A 16179-nucleotide genomic window follows, 5' to 3' on the forward strand; every position below is an offset into this window, starting at 1 on the left:
TTTTAAGCCTGGAGCAGCGCTTTGTAATCCGTCGGCGATACGCCAACCTGTTTCTTGAATTGCTTGTAGAAGTAACCCATCTCCCAGTAACCGACCATGCGGGCAATTTCGTTCACCTTCAGCCGTGAATCGGCCAGAAGCTCCTTCGCTTTTTCGATCCGGTACCGGTTCAAGTATTCCGAGAACGACTCTCCGGTTTCTTTCTGAAACAGCCTGCCCAGGTAAACCGGATGGATGTTGTATTGCGCGCTGAGCGACTTCAGCGACAGCTCTTCCGCGCAGTTCTCGTGAATTTTGGCCAAAATCTGTCCAATGACGGGACTCTTGGTATCGCTGACCAGCGACTCCACCGCCGTCTCGGCGACTTCCTTCACGACCGCCGTCATTCCGTCCAGTGACTCTGCGCCCATCACCCTAAGGGCCGCGTCTTCCCGGATCAGCTCGGGCTCCGCCGTCTTCTTGATCGCGCCCAGCTCCAGCTTCAGATGCAGCATCAGCTCCAATGCCGCGCTCTGAAGCCGCGACGGCGTCATGCCCTGCGCTTCGGCCAGCCTGGCGAAATCCTCGTCGATGCGCGCGAGCAGTCGAACCTTCTCCTTCGCGGCAAGCAGCCTTGCGTAATCGCCCCAATCCAGCGACAGCGACTTGTCGGCGGACAACCGGTTGTTCGCGAGCGCCCCGTATTCAAGAAGCTCCAGCTTGGGGTGGATAAAAGCAAATTCCATCGCTTTTTTCGCTTGCGCATAACTCCGCCCCACCTGATCTTCCCCGGCCACGACGTCTCCCGCGGAAATTGTTATGCTTTCGTCCGGCAGCGACTCGCGCAGCCGTTCCAGCAGACGGCGCGCCGCTGTTCCGCCTGCCTGCTCTCCCTCCGGAAACATCACGACGCCCGCGGCGCCTTCCCTGTCGCGGAAAGGAATGCCGAAGCCATCCCGCTCCGCCAAGCGATACAGCTCAAGGCGAAGCTTCTCTTCGTTCGAGGTTCCCTTCGCCAAGACGATCTGAACATATTCCCTGTCCAGCTCAAGCCCCAGCATCTCGGCGCGCTCGTGCAGCTCGCCCGGCCCGATCTCGCCGTTTAACCAACGGTTCACGATATTATCGCGGAGCACGCCGATATCCTCCTGCAGCCATTCGCCCGCATCCCTGCCGCGCCGGTCCAGCTTCTCGATGATCCCTTCCAGCGTGGCTTTCAGCTCCTGCAGATTGATGGGCTTCAGGAGATAATTTTCGATCCCGAGCCGCATGCCTTGCTTCAAATAGTCAAAATCGTTGAATCCGCTTAGAATGACGACATGAAGCTCGCGATTGATCCGCCTTGCCTCGCGGATCAGCTCCAATCCATTCATGGCGGGCATGGAAATATCGGTAATCAATATATCCGCATGCGTCGCCCGGAGTTTGTCCAGCGCCCGGAGCCCGTTCTCCGCCGTTCCTACGATTTCGAGCTCGTAGCTGGACCAATCCAGCGCGTCGCGCAGCCCTTCCAAGATGAATGGCTCGTCATCCGTCAGGAATACTTTATACATGCAACCCTTGCTCTCCTTTCCTTGCCGGGAACGACAATGTGACGCGCGCGCCTCCGCCTTCCCGGTTTTCCACCGTCAAGCCGCCTTCGTCGCCATAGATCAATTGGATTCGTTCCCGCACGCTGCGGAGACCGAACGAACTTCCTTCGCCGCTTTCGTCGTCCTGATCAGGCCGCGCGTTGATGGACTTTAGCTTTTCCTCCGGAATTCCGGTTCCGTTGTCCCGAACTTCGATCCGGACCTTTTCCCCTTCGATGAACGCTTCGATTTCGATCCGATTATCCTCGTTTTCATGCCGCATGCCGTGCACGATATAATTTTCGATCACGGGCTGCAGCAGTAGTTTCATGGTCTCCACGCCGCCCGAACCGGGTTTCACCTTGATGCTGTACGCGAACTTGTCTTTGTAGCGTATCCGGAACAGCTCCAAATACAAACGGCACATCTCGATCTCGTCCTTGACCGTATACACCGGCTTGTCGCGGACGACGTTTCGGAACAGCGCCGACAAGCTGTAGATCATCTCCGCCACGTCCTCCGCGCCTTGGGACAGCGCCCGCATCCGGATCACTTCCAGCGTGTTGTACAGAAAATGCGGATTGACGCGCGCCTGAAGCGCCGCGAACTCCGTTCGTTTTTCCCTGATTTCGGCCTTGTAGACCCGATCGATATAACGCGAAAGCTCGTCCAGCATCTCATTGAAGCTTCTGGAGATTTGCCCCAGCTCGTCGTCCTTGACGTCGGGAATGCGCGGCGACAGTTCGCCTTGCTCCACCTTGCGCATGAAGCGGATAATATTGCCCGTTCGCTTTGCATAGTTCACGACGAGCGCGCCGGGAACGAACACGACGAAGAAGATGCTGGCCGCAGCCGCAAGCACGATCGCAAGCCGAAAGCCCCTGTACGCTTCGGCTACCTCGGCTTTCGGGGCGATGCCGACAACCGTGTAGCCGGCTTGGCTGTTCGTCAGCTTATTGACATAAGCTTTCTCCTTTAAGCGTTCCTCCGCGTCAAGCGACTTCAGAATGTCCGCATTCGGATGTCGTTCTCCGGTGTAACTTCCCGACGAATCGTACAAGACGAAGCCGTCCGCCGACAATACCAGAATCGATCCTTTTTGTTCCCCTCCGATTCGGCGCACGATCCGGTCGATGGCGTCGTTCCGGTAGAACACGAGGAGCTGGCCGATGTTTTTGTACGTATCATTGTCGTTGATCGGCACCCGCATGGAGATGAGCCCGCTTTCGTGCGGGCGTTTGCCCAGTTCCTTGAGCAGCCAAGCATTCGGCAGCCCGACGGGTTGGACATCCAGCGACATCGCGTCGGGTATGTAGGAGGAGACGGCGTGAGTCCCGATCAGCTTGGATTGCCCCTGCTGCTTGAACGCGTACAGGAACTGCTTCTCCGAGCTGTACAGAAGCAAGTGCTCCGCGTTTGGATGATCGTCGATCCAATTATCGAAGTAAGCAAGCACATTGACGCCCTCGCCGTTTTGCTCGTAGAAGCTTTCGAGCTTATGACGTATATATTCGTCGAAGGAATGCTGCAGCAGAAATGAGGCATGATCCGCCAAAACGCGGTTCCGATAAAGGTTCTCCACGGTACCCTGTACCGACTCATAGGATCTGGCGAGCTCTTCGCCCACGGCGTCCATCGTTTTCTTCTGGTTATCCAGCACGTCCTCCACGACGGACTGGGACATATAGGAATAGGCCGCAACGGCGACCGTGACGATCGAGACGACGGCAATCAACGCGAACAACAGGATCCATTTGGCGAACAGGCTATTTCGAATGCGTCTGCGATAGAAGCTGGCGATCACGTCATCTCTCTCCTGCTTGTTCTGACTGATACACTTTTATGCCGCTTCGCGTCCGGGAGCTTGCGAGTCCTCTCAGCTCCAGATGGAACAGATGCGCAAGCGTCTCGGCCATGGCGAATCGCAGGTTGTGTGGATTGTTTCGCAGTTGGGCCCCGAAGAGCGACTCGCACAGCTCGAAGGCGTTCATCGGGCGCTCCGCAAGCCGATCCCGCATGTCTGACAGTCTCCTGGCGTGGAACGCCTGCAGCTCCGCAGTCCGCTCCCGGAAATCGGCGAACGGATCGCGATGACCCGGCAGGGCAAGGACGACCTCGAAGCGGCTCAGCCTCTCGAGGCTCTCCAGGAAATGGGCTAGCGGGTCCTCTTCCTCGCCGGGCACGACGCTGACGTTGGGCGTAATGCGAGGCAGCACCTGGTCGCCGCAGATCATCCACCTCTTCGCCGCGTCATAGAAACATAACCCTCCAAAGGCATGGCCGGGGGCGTCGATAAGCAGCCACTCCCTTCCGCCTAAAGGGAAGCTGCTGCCTGCTTTTATGTAAGTGACTTCAGGCTGAGGCGATACCCGGGGGAGGAAGCCGGCTAGATTTTGAACGATTCCATTCATCAGCTCGTCCGGCATGCCATTCGACAGGAACAATCCGCTTAATGCCCCGGCATATTCGTCCGTGCCTCCCCATAACCGCTCCGCGTACCGATGCGAACGCTCGGTCATATAAACCGGTGCGCCGCTCCTCTCCTGCATATAGCCCGCAAGCCCGTAATGATCCGGATGCTGGTGGGTCAATACGATCCGGACGATGTCGCTCCAGTCCAAACCGTATGATTGCAGCGTCTCGTCCCACAGTTTCTCCGCTTCCTCCGTACGCAGGCCCGGGTCAATAATCGTATACCCCATGTTCTCCGGTACGATATAGCTGTTCACCCATTTCAGCGAGAACGGCAGCGGCACCTTCACCCGCCGCCACCCTTCCGACAATTCCGTTATCGTGTCCGATTGATTCATAAGTTCAATTCGCTCTCCCTGCCATAATACGTTGCTCTTATTGTTAGACTGAACGGGCAAGACGATCCGTATGGCGTAATTCGTTTATTCCGCTGGCGCCAATGCCGAACATGGCGGCCCGGAGCTCGAATTCGATGCGGCGGAACTGGTCGAGCAGCGCCGCGACGGACAGCTCCTTGTCGGCGCCCGCCGCCTGCGGCAGCAATGCGCGCCCGAAGCCGGCAAGATTCGCGCCGAGGGCGATCGCTTTGGCGGCATCGACGCCCGTATGCAGCCCTCCGCTGGCGATAATGGTACTGTGCGGAAGCTGCTTGCGAATTTCCGCGATGCATTCCGCCGTCGGAATGCCCCAATCCGCAAACGCTTCGGACGCCAGGCGCTTCATCGGATCGTTCGTCCGGTATTTCTCTACTTGGCTCCAGGAAGTGCCTCCCGCTCCCGCGGCGTCGATGAACGCGACTCCCGCATCGGTCAGCCGCATGGCCGTCGCGCCGTCAATGCCCCAGCCGACCTCCTTGATGCCTACCGGGACCGTCACCTTCTTGCACACCTCTTCGATCCGGCTTAGAATCCCCTCGAAATTCGTGTCGCCTTCCGGCTGGAATATTTCCTGCATGCTATTCAGATGCAGCACAAGCGCATCCGCTTCCGCTATGTCTACCGCTCGCTCGCATGCTTCCGTTCCGAAACCGTAATTCAGCTGCACGGCCCCCAAATTCGCGATAACAGGTACCGTAGGCGCTTCCTTCCGAATCCGGAACGTCGCGGCGAGCTCCTCGTTCTCGATGGCTGCGCGCATCGAGCCGAGCCCGATCGCCCAGCCTTGCTCCTGCGCCGCCGCGGCAAGCCGGCGATTTATGGCGCCTGCCTCGTCCGTCCCGCCGGTCATGGAACTGACCAGCAATGGCGCGCGAAGAGGCCGGCCGAATAGCTCCGTGTCCAGCCGAATCGACGCGAAATCCAGCTCCGGCAGCGCGTTATGCTTGAATCGGAACCGATCGAAGCCCGTCCGCACGCCAATCCCGCTTACTTCCTCCTGCAGGCAGATGCGGATATGCTCGCTTTTGCGCGCGGACGTCGCATCCTGCGTTGCCCGCTCGTTTTCCGTCACGTTTGCTCCTCCTTACATGCCGATCGAGTCGTCGTCGATCGGTGTTTCCGTTATTTTTTAGCATAACATAATTTCCCGGATAACGCTTCTTGGGCGATTATCCGCATCTTCTTTTGGAAACGGTAAATCATGGTCCTTGTTCACCGAAATGGGATTGAGCCGGCATCGTTTGATCTTTTCAATCATATATATGAAAATACCAATCAAAATTATTGTATAAACGCTTGAGATCATATACACTTATGACAGAAGAATGAACTGAACAATACCTTTAACGGAGGGATTCACTTGAAGATTCATGTATTCGAAACCTCGGAGCAACTCGACCAATACGCAGCCGAACTCTTCATCGATCTGATCAAGGCGAAACCCGATGCGGTGCTGGGACTCGCCACGGGATCGACACCGATCGGCATCTATGCCAAAATAATAGAACAAGCCAAACAAAATAACGTAAGCTTCGGCGGCGTGACGACTTACAATTTGGACGAATACGTCGGATTGCCGCCTGAGAACGATCAAAGCTATGCTTTTTATATGAACCAACACCTGTTCTCCCGCATCGACATCCCTGCGAATCAGACTCACCTTCCGAACGGAATGGCGGAAGATCCGCAAGCGGAGTGCAAACGGTACGAAGCGATGCTGGAAGAACGCCCCGCGGATATCCAGCTGCTCGGTCTCGGCCACAACGGACATATCGGCTTCAACGAGCCGGATGGCGGATTGTCCGGTCCGACGCATGTGGTCCAATTGAAGGAAGAAACGCGCGAAGCGAATGCCCGGTTCTTCGCCTCGATGGACCATGTACCGACGGAAGCGTTCACGATGGGTGTTGGCTCCATACTGAAAGCGAACACGATTCTGCTCGTGGTGCGCGGCTCGGACAAAGCCCGCATCGTCAAGGAAGCGCTGACGGGTCCGATCACGACGCTGGTCCCCGCTTCGCTGCTGCAGACTCATCCGCGGGTGATCGTGCTGCTTGATCGGGAAGCAGGAAGGATGCTGGAGTAGATGGCAGGAATCGATACGGGCATTATCATTAGCAACGTTCGGATCGTATTGGAGAATGAAATCGCGGAAGGTTATGTCGTAGTCGACAATGGAACCATCGCGGAAATCGGAAGGACGGAGGGCGCCGCCTTTGAACGCGATGGCAAACCGGTTGTTGACGGCCAAGGCGGCTGGCTGCTCCCCGGATTTATCGATGTGCACGTTCACGGCGGCTTCGGCGGCGACTTCATGAACGCGGACCGCGAAAGCTACGACCGGATCACTGCCTTCCATGCGAGACACGGCACGACGGGCATGCTCGCCACGACGATGACCGCAAGCAAGGAAGCCATCGAAGCGGTGCTCGAAGCCGTGACCGATTACCAACGCGGCGGAATGGCTTATACCCCGTTGCTTGGCGTCCACTTGGAAGGACCGTTCATTAGCGAGAAGTGGCCCGGCGCGCAAAACCCGGCCTATATCAACGATCCCCAGCTACCTTGGCTGAAAGCCTGGACCGAACGCCATCCCGGATTAATCAAGCTGCTCACGCTTGCTCCGGAGAAGAACGGAGCCGTCGAGACGATCGCTTGGCTTGCCGGGCAAGGCATTGTCGCGGCGGCCGGCCATACGGACGCCGTCTACGACGAAGTCGTTGCCGCGGCCGATGCCGGGTTATCCCATGCGGTCCACACGTACAACGCGATGCGCGGACTGCATCACCGCCAGCCGGGCACGCTGGGCGCCGTTCTGACCGACGACCGCATCCATGCGGAATTGATCGCGGACGGCGAACATGTCCATCCGGCAGCCATCAAGCTGATGCTTGCCGCCAAGCCGAAGGACCGCATCATTCTGATCACGGACGCCATCGAAGCGGCGGGTATGCCCGATGGCGAATATGAGCTAGGCGGTCTTGCCGTCACCGTGAAGAACGGTACCGCAAGATTAAGCGAAGGGGGCGCGCTTGCCGGCAGCTCGCTCACGATGATTTCCGCCTTCCGGTTTATGCTGAACGGCGGTTTCGGCCTGACAATGAACGACGTGAGCCGCATGGCCAGCGGCAATCCGGCCCGCGAGCTCGGAATCGACGACCGCACCGGCTCCATTGCCGTCGGCAAGTTCGCCGACCTCGTCCTCGTCGACGCATCGCTGAACGTAACGCGGACCTGGGTGCAAGGCAGAACGGTATTCGAAGCGGAATAAGCAATCTTTGACGCATCCCGAAAAAACCTCTTTGCGCATGAAGCGCGAAGAGGTTTTTTGACGTAGACGCCAAGAAAGCAGCAGTCGATTCACACAGGTCCATCCAAAATAGGATTGACATCGCGCCCATCCTTGGTTAGCATATTGGGATAAATAGGAAATAGGGTCGGCGTCGGGTTGTGCGCACGCCGGCAGAGGGAGGGAAACATGCGTATTGTTGCAGGGCTTGTGTTGTTAGCGATCGTTTTGACCGGTTGCGCGGCGGGAACGCAGGAGCAGCTCCATGATGAGCCAGCCGAAATTACGATCAGAATAGGTGGTTAAAATTTTATTTTCCCATCTGTTTGTCCATCTCGCATATCCAAAAACAATGCTATCCCACCTCCCAAAGATAAGAAACTACTAAGATTATTGTAGATTAAATTTAGTATGGTATTTGTAGTAAAATTTAAAGCATAGTTTGTTGCAAACCCCGCCGTCCCCAACGCCCATTTTGACAACTTTCCAGCTAATCTAGCTATTTGTGGAGCTAACTTTTTTACTATTGATTTTGCAGCAGCTTTAAAGAGAAACTGAATAGGTGCGTACGCAGCACCAAGAGGCGATGCAATAGAAAGTGCATCAATTGCCGTTGCTAACCACTTTCGAGGTATCGTAAGCAAACCTGATGGATCGACATTCATCACAGGATTATTTTCTGTATAGACATATTTATTTAAACTTAAAGGGTCTTCAATGAATCCCGGAAAAATATCTCTTGTAATAAATCTGCCAATGCCAGAATCATAATACCTTGCCATCAAGTAATACAGCCCTGTTTCATTATCATACCAGCAGCAAGCCATCATCGGAGTACGTGTACAACTTCGTCAACGAGCCGCTGGCATTGGTTTCGTACAATACTTGGATACTCGTACCATCATAGTGATAGTTAGTGACAATACCGTCGGATTTCACTCGGCGTCCATCTGCATCATACTCGTATTTCGCGATAACGTTTAGATCGATTACGCGTGACAGTTCGTTGGTACATATCAACCCAATTCAAACGACCCTCAATCATAAAAATGCGAAATTATATCCGCTTCCGTATATGTTAAAGCCAGTGCAACAATCAAAAGCTTATTCTGCCATTAAAACGCTCCGTAAAATGGGACTTGTAATGAACGGCTATCGAAATGATTACCGGCTGCTTCAAATCATGAGTAAGGGAGAAAGCGACGAGTTGTTATCGCAATTAAATCGTCTGCGAGCCATCGAAGGAAAGAAACCAGTTATCGTTAATTTGGAAGGCATGACGTATGAATTAGCCTACATGGCACTTGTACGACTTCTATCAAAGCATAGAGGCTGTCCCAAAAGTAGGCTGGCTCACTTGAGGGACGGTTAGCCCGGGTAAGTTTAAAAAAATGAATGGCGGTGCAGGGATAACACCCTAACACCGCCATTTCTTCATTTTTGACGTTTCATTCATCAAGTGAGCTATCTCATCAAGCGAACAAACTTACTTTTGAGACGGCCCCTTTTTACTAATGTTAAGTTGTTATATACTTTCAAAAGATGTCTATTGTAAACACAATCTAATTTGGACTACTGATCTTTATTAAGGTAGATGTATAAAATTTCGTTACCATCAGGTGTTTTTAAAAGTAGTTGACCATATGCACTTAAAATCCTTCCAACAACTTCCTCTTCATCTCCATTTCCAATAATATTAGTATCAAATGTCTTTGGCAAAAACAAAATATAATTCCCCGATAATGTTAACCATAAATTCTGAATGAACTTAACATCATCTTTTCCGACTAACTTTTTCTTCAAGTAGGAAATATCAGGATTATTTTGTGACTGTTCGAACCAAACAATGCTGAAATAATTATCTTCTAGCTCATAAAGTATTTTCATAAATTCATAGAGTTCTAGCAACAAAGATTCCTCTGGATATCCTAAATGGAATTCCTTTAATACTTTTAAATTTGCTTTTGCCCTTACATTTTGACTCAACTCCAATATATCAAGTATACCTTCCCATGAATCTGCCATTTACTTTCTACCTCCCCTTTATGAACTTATAAAAATAATTGATACTATTCTGATTTCCACAAGGACACACGACTATCACCTACATGATAATGTAATTCCCATTTTCCATCTTCGTAGTGAAATTCCAATCTAAAAACTGGTTTGGAAATCCCTTTCTTTAAAATAGCAATTTGAAATTTACCGTTTGATTTCGGTTTGGAAACACGGATGTCATAATTTTTGGCATCGTCTCTAACTTTTTTAAGCCAAGGCTTTAAAGCGCTATAAGCAGCAGCAGCTATTCTTGGTCCATATTTTTTTGCAAGAGCTCTCACAATTAGAACTGCTATTCCTATAAAGATTGGGTTATGACCATCAGGATCCACATACATAACAGGATTATTTTTTGTATAGACATACTGATTTAAGGATTGGGGGTCATCCTCATACCCACGGAACGTATCCCTTGTAATAAATCTGCCGATGTTGGCATCATAATACCTGGACATCAAGTAATATAAACCCGTAGCTTCATCATACCTGTATCCCGAATACCTGTATGTGTTTATCGAAGCCATTGTACCTGACTGTGAAATAATATTACCCCATGAATCATAGATATACTCCGCTTTTACTTCACCGGCCTGATCGGTCATTTGCACGACGTCGCCATGGCCATTGTAATGATAGTAGTACGTTCCTTGTCCGACTTTGGTCATGCTCATCAAAACACCATCGTCAGAATAGGTGTACAATGTGTTCAGTGCGCCGTTGACATCCGTTTCATACAAAACCTGGATGCCAGAACCGTCGTAGTGGAAGTTCGTGACGACTCCACCGACTTCTGATTTAACCCGGCGTCCATCTGAATCATACTCGTATTTGGCAATCAGCGAATTGTTCGACTTCAATCGTACTTCAATGAGACGGTCTTCAGCATCCCATTTGTACAATTTATTACCATCGTCCAATAAATTACCGTTGTTGTCATAACTATATGTTTGCCCATTAACGCTCGTCAACTGGTTTGCAGAGTCATAGCTATAGGTTGTTGTGCTAAGGACAGTTTCACTTACATCTTTAACAACCTTCGTTTTACGGTTGCCCCGTTCATCGTAAGTGTACCAGAACGTATTGGTCGATGCCGGATCTGTTTCGGACGCTAGTTGATTGAGGCTGTCGTACGTATACGAAATAGACTTGCCGGTATGATCCGTTACGGATGTCCAATTATCGTTGGCATCGTAATTGTAGCTATAACTGGATAGGGCGGACCCGCCCGACTTCGTGTTCAAAACTTTAGTTAGCCGCTCGGCATCGTCGTAATTATAATAAGCCGTCGCGCCATTGCCCGAGCTTGCTTGAACCAATTGATCCCGTTCTCCGTATACAAGCTGGCTTATATTATTGTTATGATCGGTCAGCTCAATATTTTTGTCCGTGATACTGTGAACAAATGAGGTATTGTATACATTAGATCCGGAAGTCACTTTAAGCGTCTGACGATTGCTATTCTTATCGTAAGTGGTTTCCTGAATAGTGCCGTCTGGAGCTATTAGCTTCTTCAGACGATTGACTTTATCGAATTCGGAAGCCCAAGTTTTGTTAGCACTATTGTCTTGAACGCTTATACGGTTACCGTTAGCGTCATAACCGAACGTATACTTCACCGAACCGTCATAACTAACCTTCTCTGGACGATTTGCTTTATCATACAAGTAGCCGATCGTTTTGCTATTAGGCTTTTCAACTGATGTGTTATTGCCGCTAGAATCGTAACGGAGTGTAGTCACTCGGCTCAGCGGATCGGTCATGCTCGTCAGTAGATCTCTATTATCATACGTAAACGAAGTCGTACTATAAGTGACCGTATCTGCTTTGTTGCTATTCTTTACTTCTGTTTTATTGCCATTTTTATCATACGTGTATTTAACCTTCAAGTCGTAACCTGGTACCGATACACTCTTCAGACGATCAAGATTATCGTACGTGTAACTTGTTGTATTGCTTTTCGCATCCGTTGTGCTTTCTATGTTACCAGTAGCAACATTATAGACGCTCGACACAGCGTTTCCGAGAGGGTTGGTTATTTTTGTTACATAGTTGTTGCCGCCTTTACCGTTCCCGTCAGCCGAATTGTATTCATAAGCCGTTGTAATATTGCCTTCCTGCAAACGAATCGCATCGAAATAAGCCGTTCCCGTAAACGTATTTGCCGTCACAACCGGTTTAATATAGGCTGTTCCAGCTGGAGCGCCGTTCGGATTAACGTGAGCCTCCAGACGAGTCCAGTCCGAAGTTCCATTCGTTAGCTTGTTGCTATCCACAGATGAGAGCTGAACTTGATTGCTATCATAATAGTTAAATTTCAGATAAGCATTGGCTGGATTGGAGAGCCCCGATGCCAATACGAAACCGCTGAGCGTATATCCTTTGCTGGAATCGTATGGAACAAAATGATCCGGTGCGAAGCCCGCCCATCCAGATGGATTCGTAATTGCAATACTCTTATTGCCGATAAATTTCTGGGCCGTACTATCATCAAACAATATCGAAGTCGTATTCACCCAGTTATTCGGCAAAGCGCCGCCGCGTTCAAAACTGGAGTTATCCGCCATGTTGTATTCGGAAGTAAACGGCGACTTCTCCAGCTGAATATTATCGAATGATACCGTTCCGCTTGTTGTATCTACTACAACTGCAGGACGAATCGATGCCGTGTTGGCCGGGAGGTTTTCCTTCCAAACGACCAGTTGTAATTTGTTCCACTTGCTTGCTTCACCGAATCGCTTGCTGACTACTTGCCCAATCAAACTTCCTTGAGCATTGTAAGCGTCGAATTTCAAGTATGCCGCTTTGGCAGCCTCAACCGTACTTGCTTTGAAGTAGCCGCTTAGCGCGTAGTAATCCTGAGTTCCGACAGTCGGTTGTTCCGAGTTGCCAACAACAACATAATTGGAGACATTGCTGATCGTAATCCCTTTATTCCCAATATACGCATTGGAGCTCCAAGTAACCGATGCCGTTCCATTGATCGTTGGTGAAAGCCAGTTGTCAGGCCAGTTATCCGTATTCGCATCCCGCTCAAAGCTGGAATTGGTCAACTGATTGTCGGCCATCCCCATAAGGCTTGTCTCGCTAATCACATTCCCCAACTGATATTGCGATGCAGTTGAAGTGCCTAAAGCGTCTTGCGTACTTACAACGTTCCGTTGATTGTCGTAGTTATTGGTTTGCGTCGTCGAGTTATACGCTTTAGAATTCGAGTCGTTGGCATTGCCGCTCTTCTCGGTCACAACATCATTATTGCTATTGTAAGTGAAACTATCGACGATTTTATTAGCAGTGCCGTCATCTTCTGTGGACGATAACAGATTGCCCTTAGCATCATACTGGTTCGAAACGCTGTCTACTGCACTGCCAGCTGCATTCACATTCGCATCTTTCGATGTGAGCAGGTTATTAAAGTTGTCCCACGTATAGGTCGTTTTATAGTTTAGCCCTGAAGGATCAATAACACTCTCCAACGCATTGCCGTTTTCATTGTATTTATACAATGTTTTTTTGCCGTTGCCGTCATACACGGCGGATGCCATGGCAGCACGATTGACGGTATAGGTTGTTGGAGCTGTAAAATCGCTGAATGTCGACCCTTCCTCGAACTGAACGCCGTCAAACCAAGCCGTACCGCTGCCGGATGAATTAGAACCAGCTGTCTTCACTTTAATATAAGCTGTCCCTACAGGAAGAGCATTGGCAGAAAGCGTTTTGGATATGCGTTGCCACCCCGAAGCGCCATTAACGTCGGTACGTGCAAATTCACCCAAGTTTTGATCACTACTGTTATAGGCTATGAGTGAAAGTACGCTCACCTGAGCGCCTGCAGTTTGAGCAGCGTTCACATAACCGCTTAAAGTATAGCTGTTGCTTCTGTTTATCGGCACCGCTTCCGACATATATACTGAATAATTGTTAGCATTTGAATTCGATGCGGTAATTTTAAAGCCTTTGTATCCATGCGGAGCTTGACTGTTCTCATCAGTCGTTCCCGTCCCGCTCTGACCGGAAGTCAGCTTCCAGAAATCCGGAATGGTAGCCGAATAGCCGTTCACTTCAAAGCTAGAGTTCTCCACTTTATTCGTCGGGATAATACTTTGAGCGCGATCATCATCTGTATAATAATAATACGCTTTATTTCCTCTTGGCTCCGTTATCGCGATCATATTATGACTGCTGTCATATTCGTACTTCGTTGTCGCTGCATCCGACGTTCCCGACGCTGCGGTCACTTGAGTTAAGTCTCCGCTTGCGTTATAGCTATAGACTGTCTGGCGGCCTGCATAATCAACGATAGAAGATATACGGTCGTTCGCATCCAAATTAACTGTAATCTTACGTCCCGATGGATCTGTTATAGTTACTTTTCCAGTCGTGTAAGTGTAAGCCAGCGAATTCCCATTCGTATCGGAAATGCCTGTTATTGTACCAGTGCTGGAAAATTGATATTTCAATCCGTCTTTTTCCGTAATGGTATAAGTTCCGTCTCCATTTTTAACCAATTCCAAAGATAGTCCAGAAGGAGATAGATAAGATAAATCCGTATCCTGCTCAAAATAATGGACTGTACGATCAGAATCGATGTAATGAATTGGGCCTTTCGCTACCGGCATAATTTTCATATCGAGTTCTGAAGTCCAGCCGTAACCAAAATACCCCGAGCCGTAGTTTGAACGGCTGTTATACGTTCGATTAATAACGGCAGGGACACCCCGTCCAGATAGACTGACATCCGTATCGGACAACATCAAGTTTCCGTTCGCAATATGGACATCGCCTGAATACGTCCAGAACGATTCTTCTCCTAACGGATTAACATCGTAATTTAATACAATTTTCGGCGTTTTTGTAGGATCTGCAGCATAGTCGCTGGAATAAAAAATGCGACGCTGCACCCCTTCATCCGATAATTTCAAGGATAAGCCATAGTTACTGAAACCATATGAGTACCACCCGTAAACAAGGTTGGAGACGTTAAAATCCCACCAGCCTGTGACATTCTGAGTAAGCGATGTTTCGGAGGTTGCCGCTAATGTAGGTCTGTTATTCCACGTTGCAGTACCGGATGACCAATCGGATGTTGCCCTATACAATTGTACCGTCGGTGTTGTGCTGTAGCTACCATATTGATATAGGCTTAGCGTAGAAGATGTAATCCACGCTCCGCTTGGCAGCTTCGGAAGACGAAACCATAATAGGGATTGGGTTACGCCCATACCGCCTGTCGAATCATAACCGGATGAGAGGAACGTCGAAGTTGCATAATTTGTATTGGGAAAGTTTTGAGAAATATGTGTGTCGCGCCCATCAGCCGGCTCCGGCTGTTCTGTCACTGTTGGATCGATTCGCACCGGATATACTCTGGATGGGTCCTTTAACCACTCATCATTCGGAACAATATCCAAAAAGAGATTCTTGCCCGCTTCTCTAATCGTCATTTCGACAGAGTCGCTGTAGCCTTCTGCGCTGTCTACCATATAAGGACGGTTAATAAACCATAACTTCTTTCCTTTATCGTCATAGAAGCCAATAGTACCGTCATTTTCCGCCTTATAAGTAACATTTGATAATCTGAGTTGGAATGTAAATTTACTGATTTTCTTATATTCATCTAGAACAATATCTTCTTTCAGGCTATCATTGCCTACTGAATATTCTATGGAGACGGGAATATCATTTCCAGTTACAGCCTCATCCTGAGAAAACGTAATTTTGTTGTCCTTTAATTGAGCTGTTTTTGTGCTTAGCCCAATCGGACGCATTTCAAGAGCATAATCGCCGATTGAAAATCGCGAAAATTTATTGCCTTTGGTATTGTCTGCGAACTCTACTTTAAATCGGTTCCCTTTATTTTGATACTTAAATTCTGAGTTGTCAGAGGGCACTAAGGAGTTATCAATATCTTTCCACTTCTTACCTTCCCGGTAATGTACATTTCCCAAATATATTTCTTCTGTCATTGTTCCATCGGGATTCAAGTAACGTTTGGAATTCGAGGTTCTGTAGTCTTCAAGCTCTAACCGTTCAGCTCGTTTTGCCGCAAAAGGTTCTTTCGTTGCAGCTGTAGCTGTAACGGAATCAGGATAAACAAACGGGGAAAAAAGAGAAAAAATAAATGAAAACAATGTGATGTACGTAACGATTTTCAACTTTCTTTGAAACTTCTGCATAAGTATCTCCCTTCATTTTGGGCCTTACTATTATTGTAAGATCTAAAATATTACGGATATGATATCTGTTTTTACCTATCGCCTCCTAGATCATGACTTATGCAGTTCATGAGATTAACCGGTAATTGTGAGAATTTATGCTTGAACCTGAATTACGAAAGTATCACCTTATAAAAATATAAAAAAGTGCTCTAATCTTTGGTAGAATGGTGTTTGTCGAGAACATCACCAACCAAGGAAGGAGCACCCTTAAAGTGAAG

The 16179-nt window shown here is 49.5% G+C and carries 9 protein-coding genes; 2 read left to right on the plus strand and 7 right to left on the minus strand.

All coding sequences use genetic code 11. The annotated features are described in order from the left end of the window. Window positions 1–2: 2 nt before the first annotated feature. From RB620_RS04670 to fni, 4 genes are read right to left on the minus strand one after another with little or no spacing between them, the layout of a single operon-like run. Window positions 3–1532 carry a response regulator gene (locus tag RB620_RS04670; protein WP_308092376.1) on the minus strand — a complete coding sequence of 510 codons (1530 nt, stop codon included), beginning with the start codon at window positions 1530–1532 and terminating at the stop codon, window positions 3–5. Then, window positions 1525–3354, minus strand: coding sequence for a sensor histidine kinase (locus RB620_RS04675; protein ID WP_308092377.1), 1830 nt, complete (start codon window positions 3352–3354; stop codon window positions 1525–1527). The genes RB620_RS04670 and RB620_RS04675 overlap by 8 nt, the downstream gene beginning before the upstream one ends. Before the next feature lies 1 nt (window position 3355). Then, window positions 3356–4360, minus strand: coding sequence for an MBL fold metallo-hydrolase (locus RB620_RS04680; protein WP_308092378.1), 1005 nt, complete (start codon window positions 4358–4360; stop codon window positions 3356–3358). Window positions 4361–4403: 43 nt separating this feature from the next. Then, the gene (gene fni, locus RB620_RS04685) at window positions 4404–5471 is read right to left on the minus strand and encodes a type 2 isopentenyl-diphosphate Delta-isomerase (protein WP_308092379.1); all 1068 of its coding nucleotides are present in this window, start codon (window positions 5469–5471) and stop codon (window positions 4404–4406) included. A gap of 288 nt (window positions 5472–5759) precedes the next feature. On the opposite strand from fni, the gene nagB reads away from it, so the two are divergent. Next, window positions 5760–6485, plus strand: a complete 726-nt coding sequence (nagB, locus tag RB620_RS04690; RefSeq protein WP_308092380.1) for a glucosamine-6-phosphate deaminase — start codon at window positions 5760–5762, stop codon at window positions 6483–6485. Then, window positions 6486–7670, plus strand: coding sequence for an N-acetylglucosamine-6-phosphate deacetylase (nagA, locus tag RB620_RS04695; protein ID WP_308092381.1), 1185 nt, complete (start codon window positions 6486–6488; stop codon window positions 7668–7670). Window positions 7671–7990: 320 nt separating this feature from the next. Here the strand turns inward: nagA and RB620_RS04700 are convergent, their stop codons facing one another. The 3 genes from RB620_RS04700 to RB620_RS04710 all read right to left on the minus strand — a co-directional run bounded on the left by RB620_RS04700 (window position 7991) and on the right by RB620_RS04710 (window position 15919). Next, entirely contained in the window at window positions 7991–8518 is a 528-nt protein-coding gene (locus tag RB620_RS04700; RefSeq protein WP_308092382.1) for an RHS repeat-associated core domain-containing protein, read from the minus strand. 742 nt (window positions 8519–9260) lie between these two features. After that, window positions 9261–9713 (minus strand): hypothetical protein, encoded by a 453-nt coding sequence (locus tag RB620_RS04705; RefSeq protein ID WP_308092384.1) that lies wholly within the window; start codon window positions 9711–9713, stop codon window positions 9261–9263. Between the two features lie 44 nt (window positions 9714–9757). Then, window positions 9758–15919, minus strand: a complete 6162-nt coding sequence (locus RB620_RS04710) for a DNRLRE domain-containing protein (RefSeq protein WP_308092385.1) — start codon at window positions 15917–15919, stop codon at window positions 9758–9760. Window positions 15920–16179: the final 260 nt, after the last annotated feature.

It is taken from the genome of Paenibacillus sp. LHD-117 (assembly GCF_030929555.1).
Taxonomy (GTDB): domain Bacteria; phylum Bacillota; class Bacilli; order Paenibacillales; family Paenibacillaceae; genus Pristimantibacillus.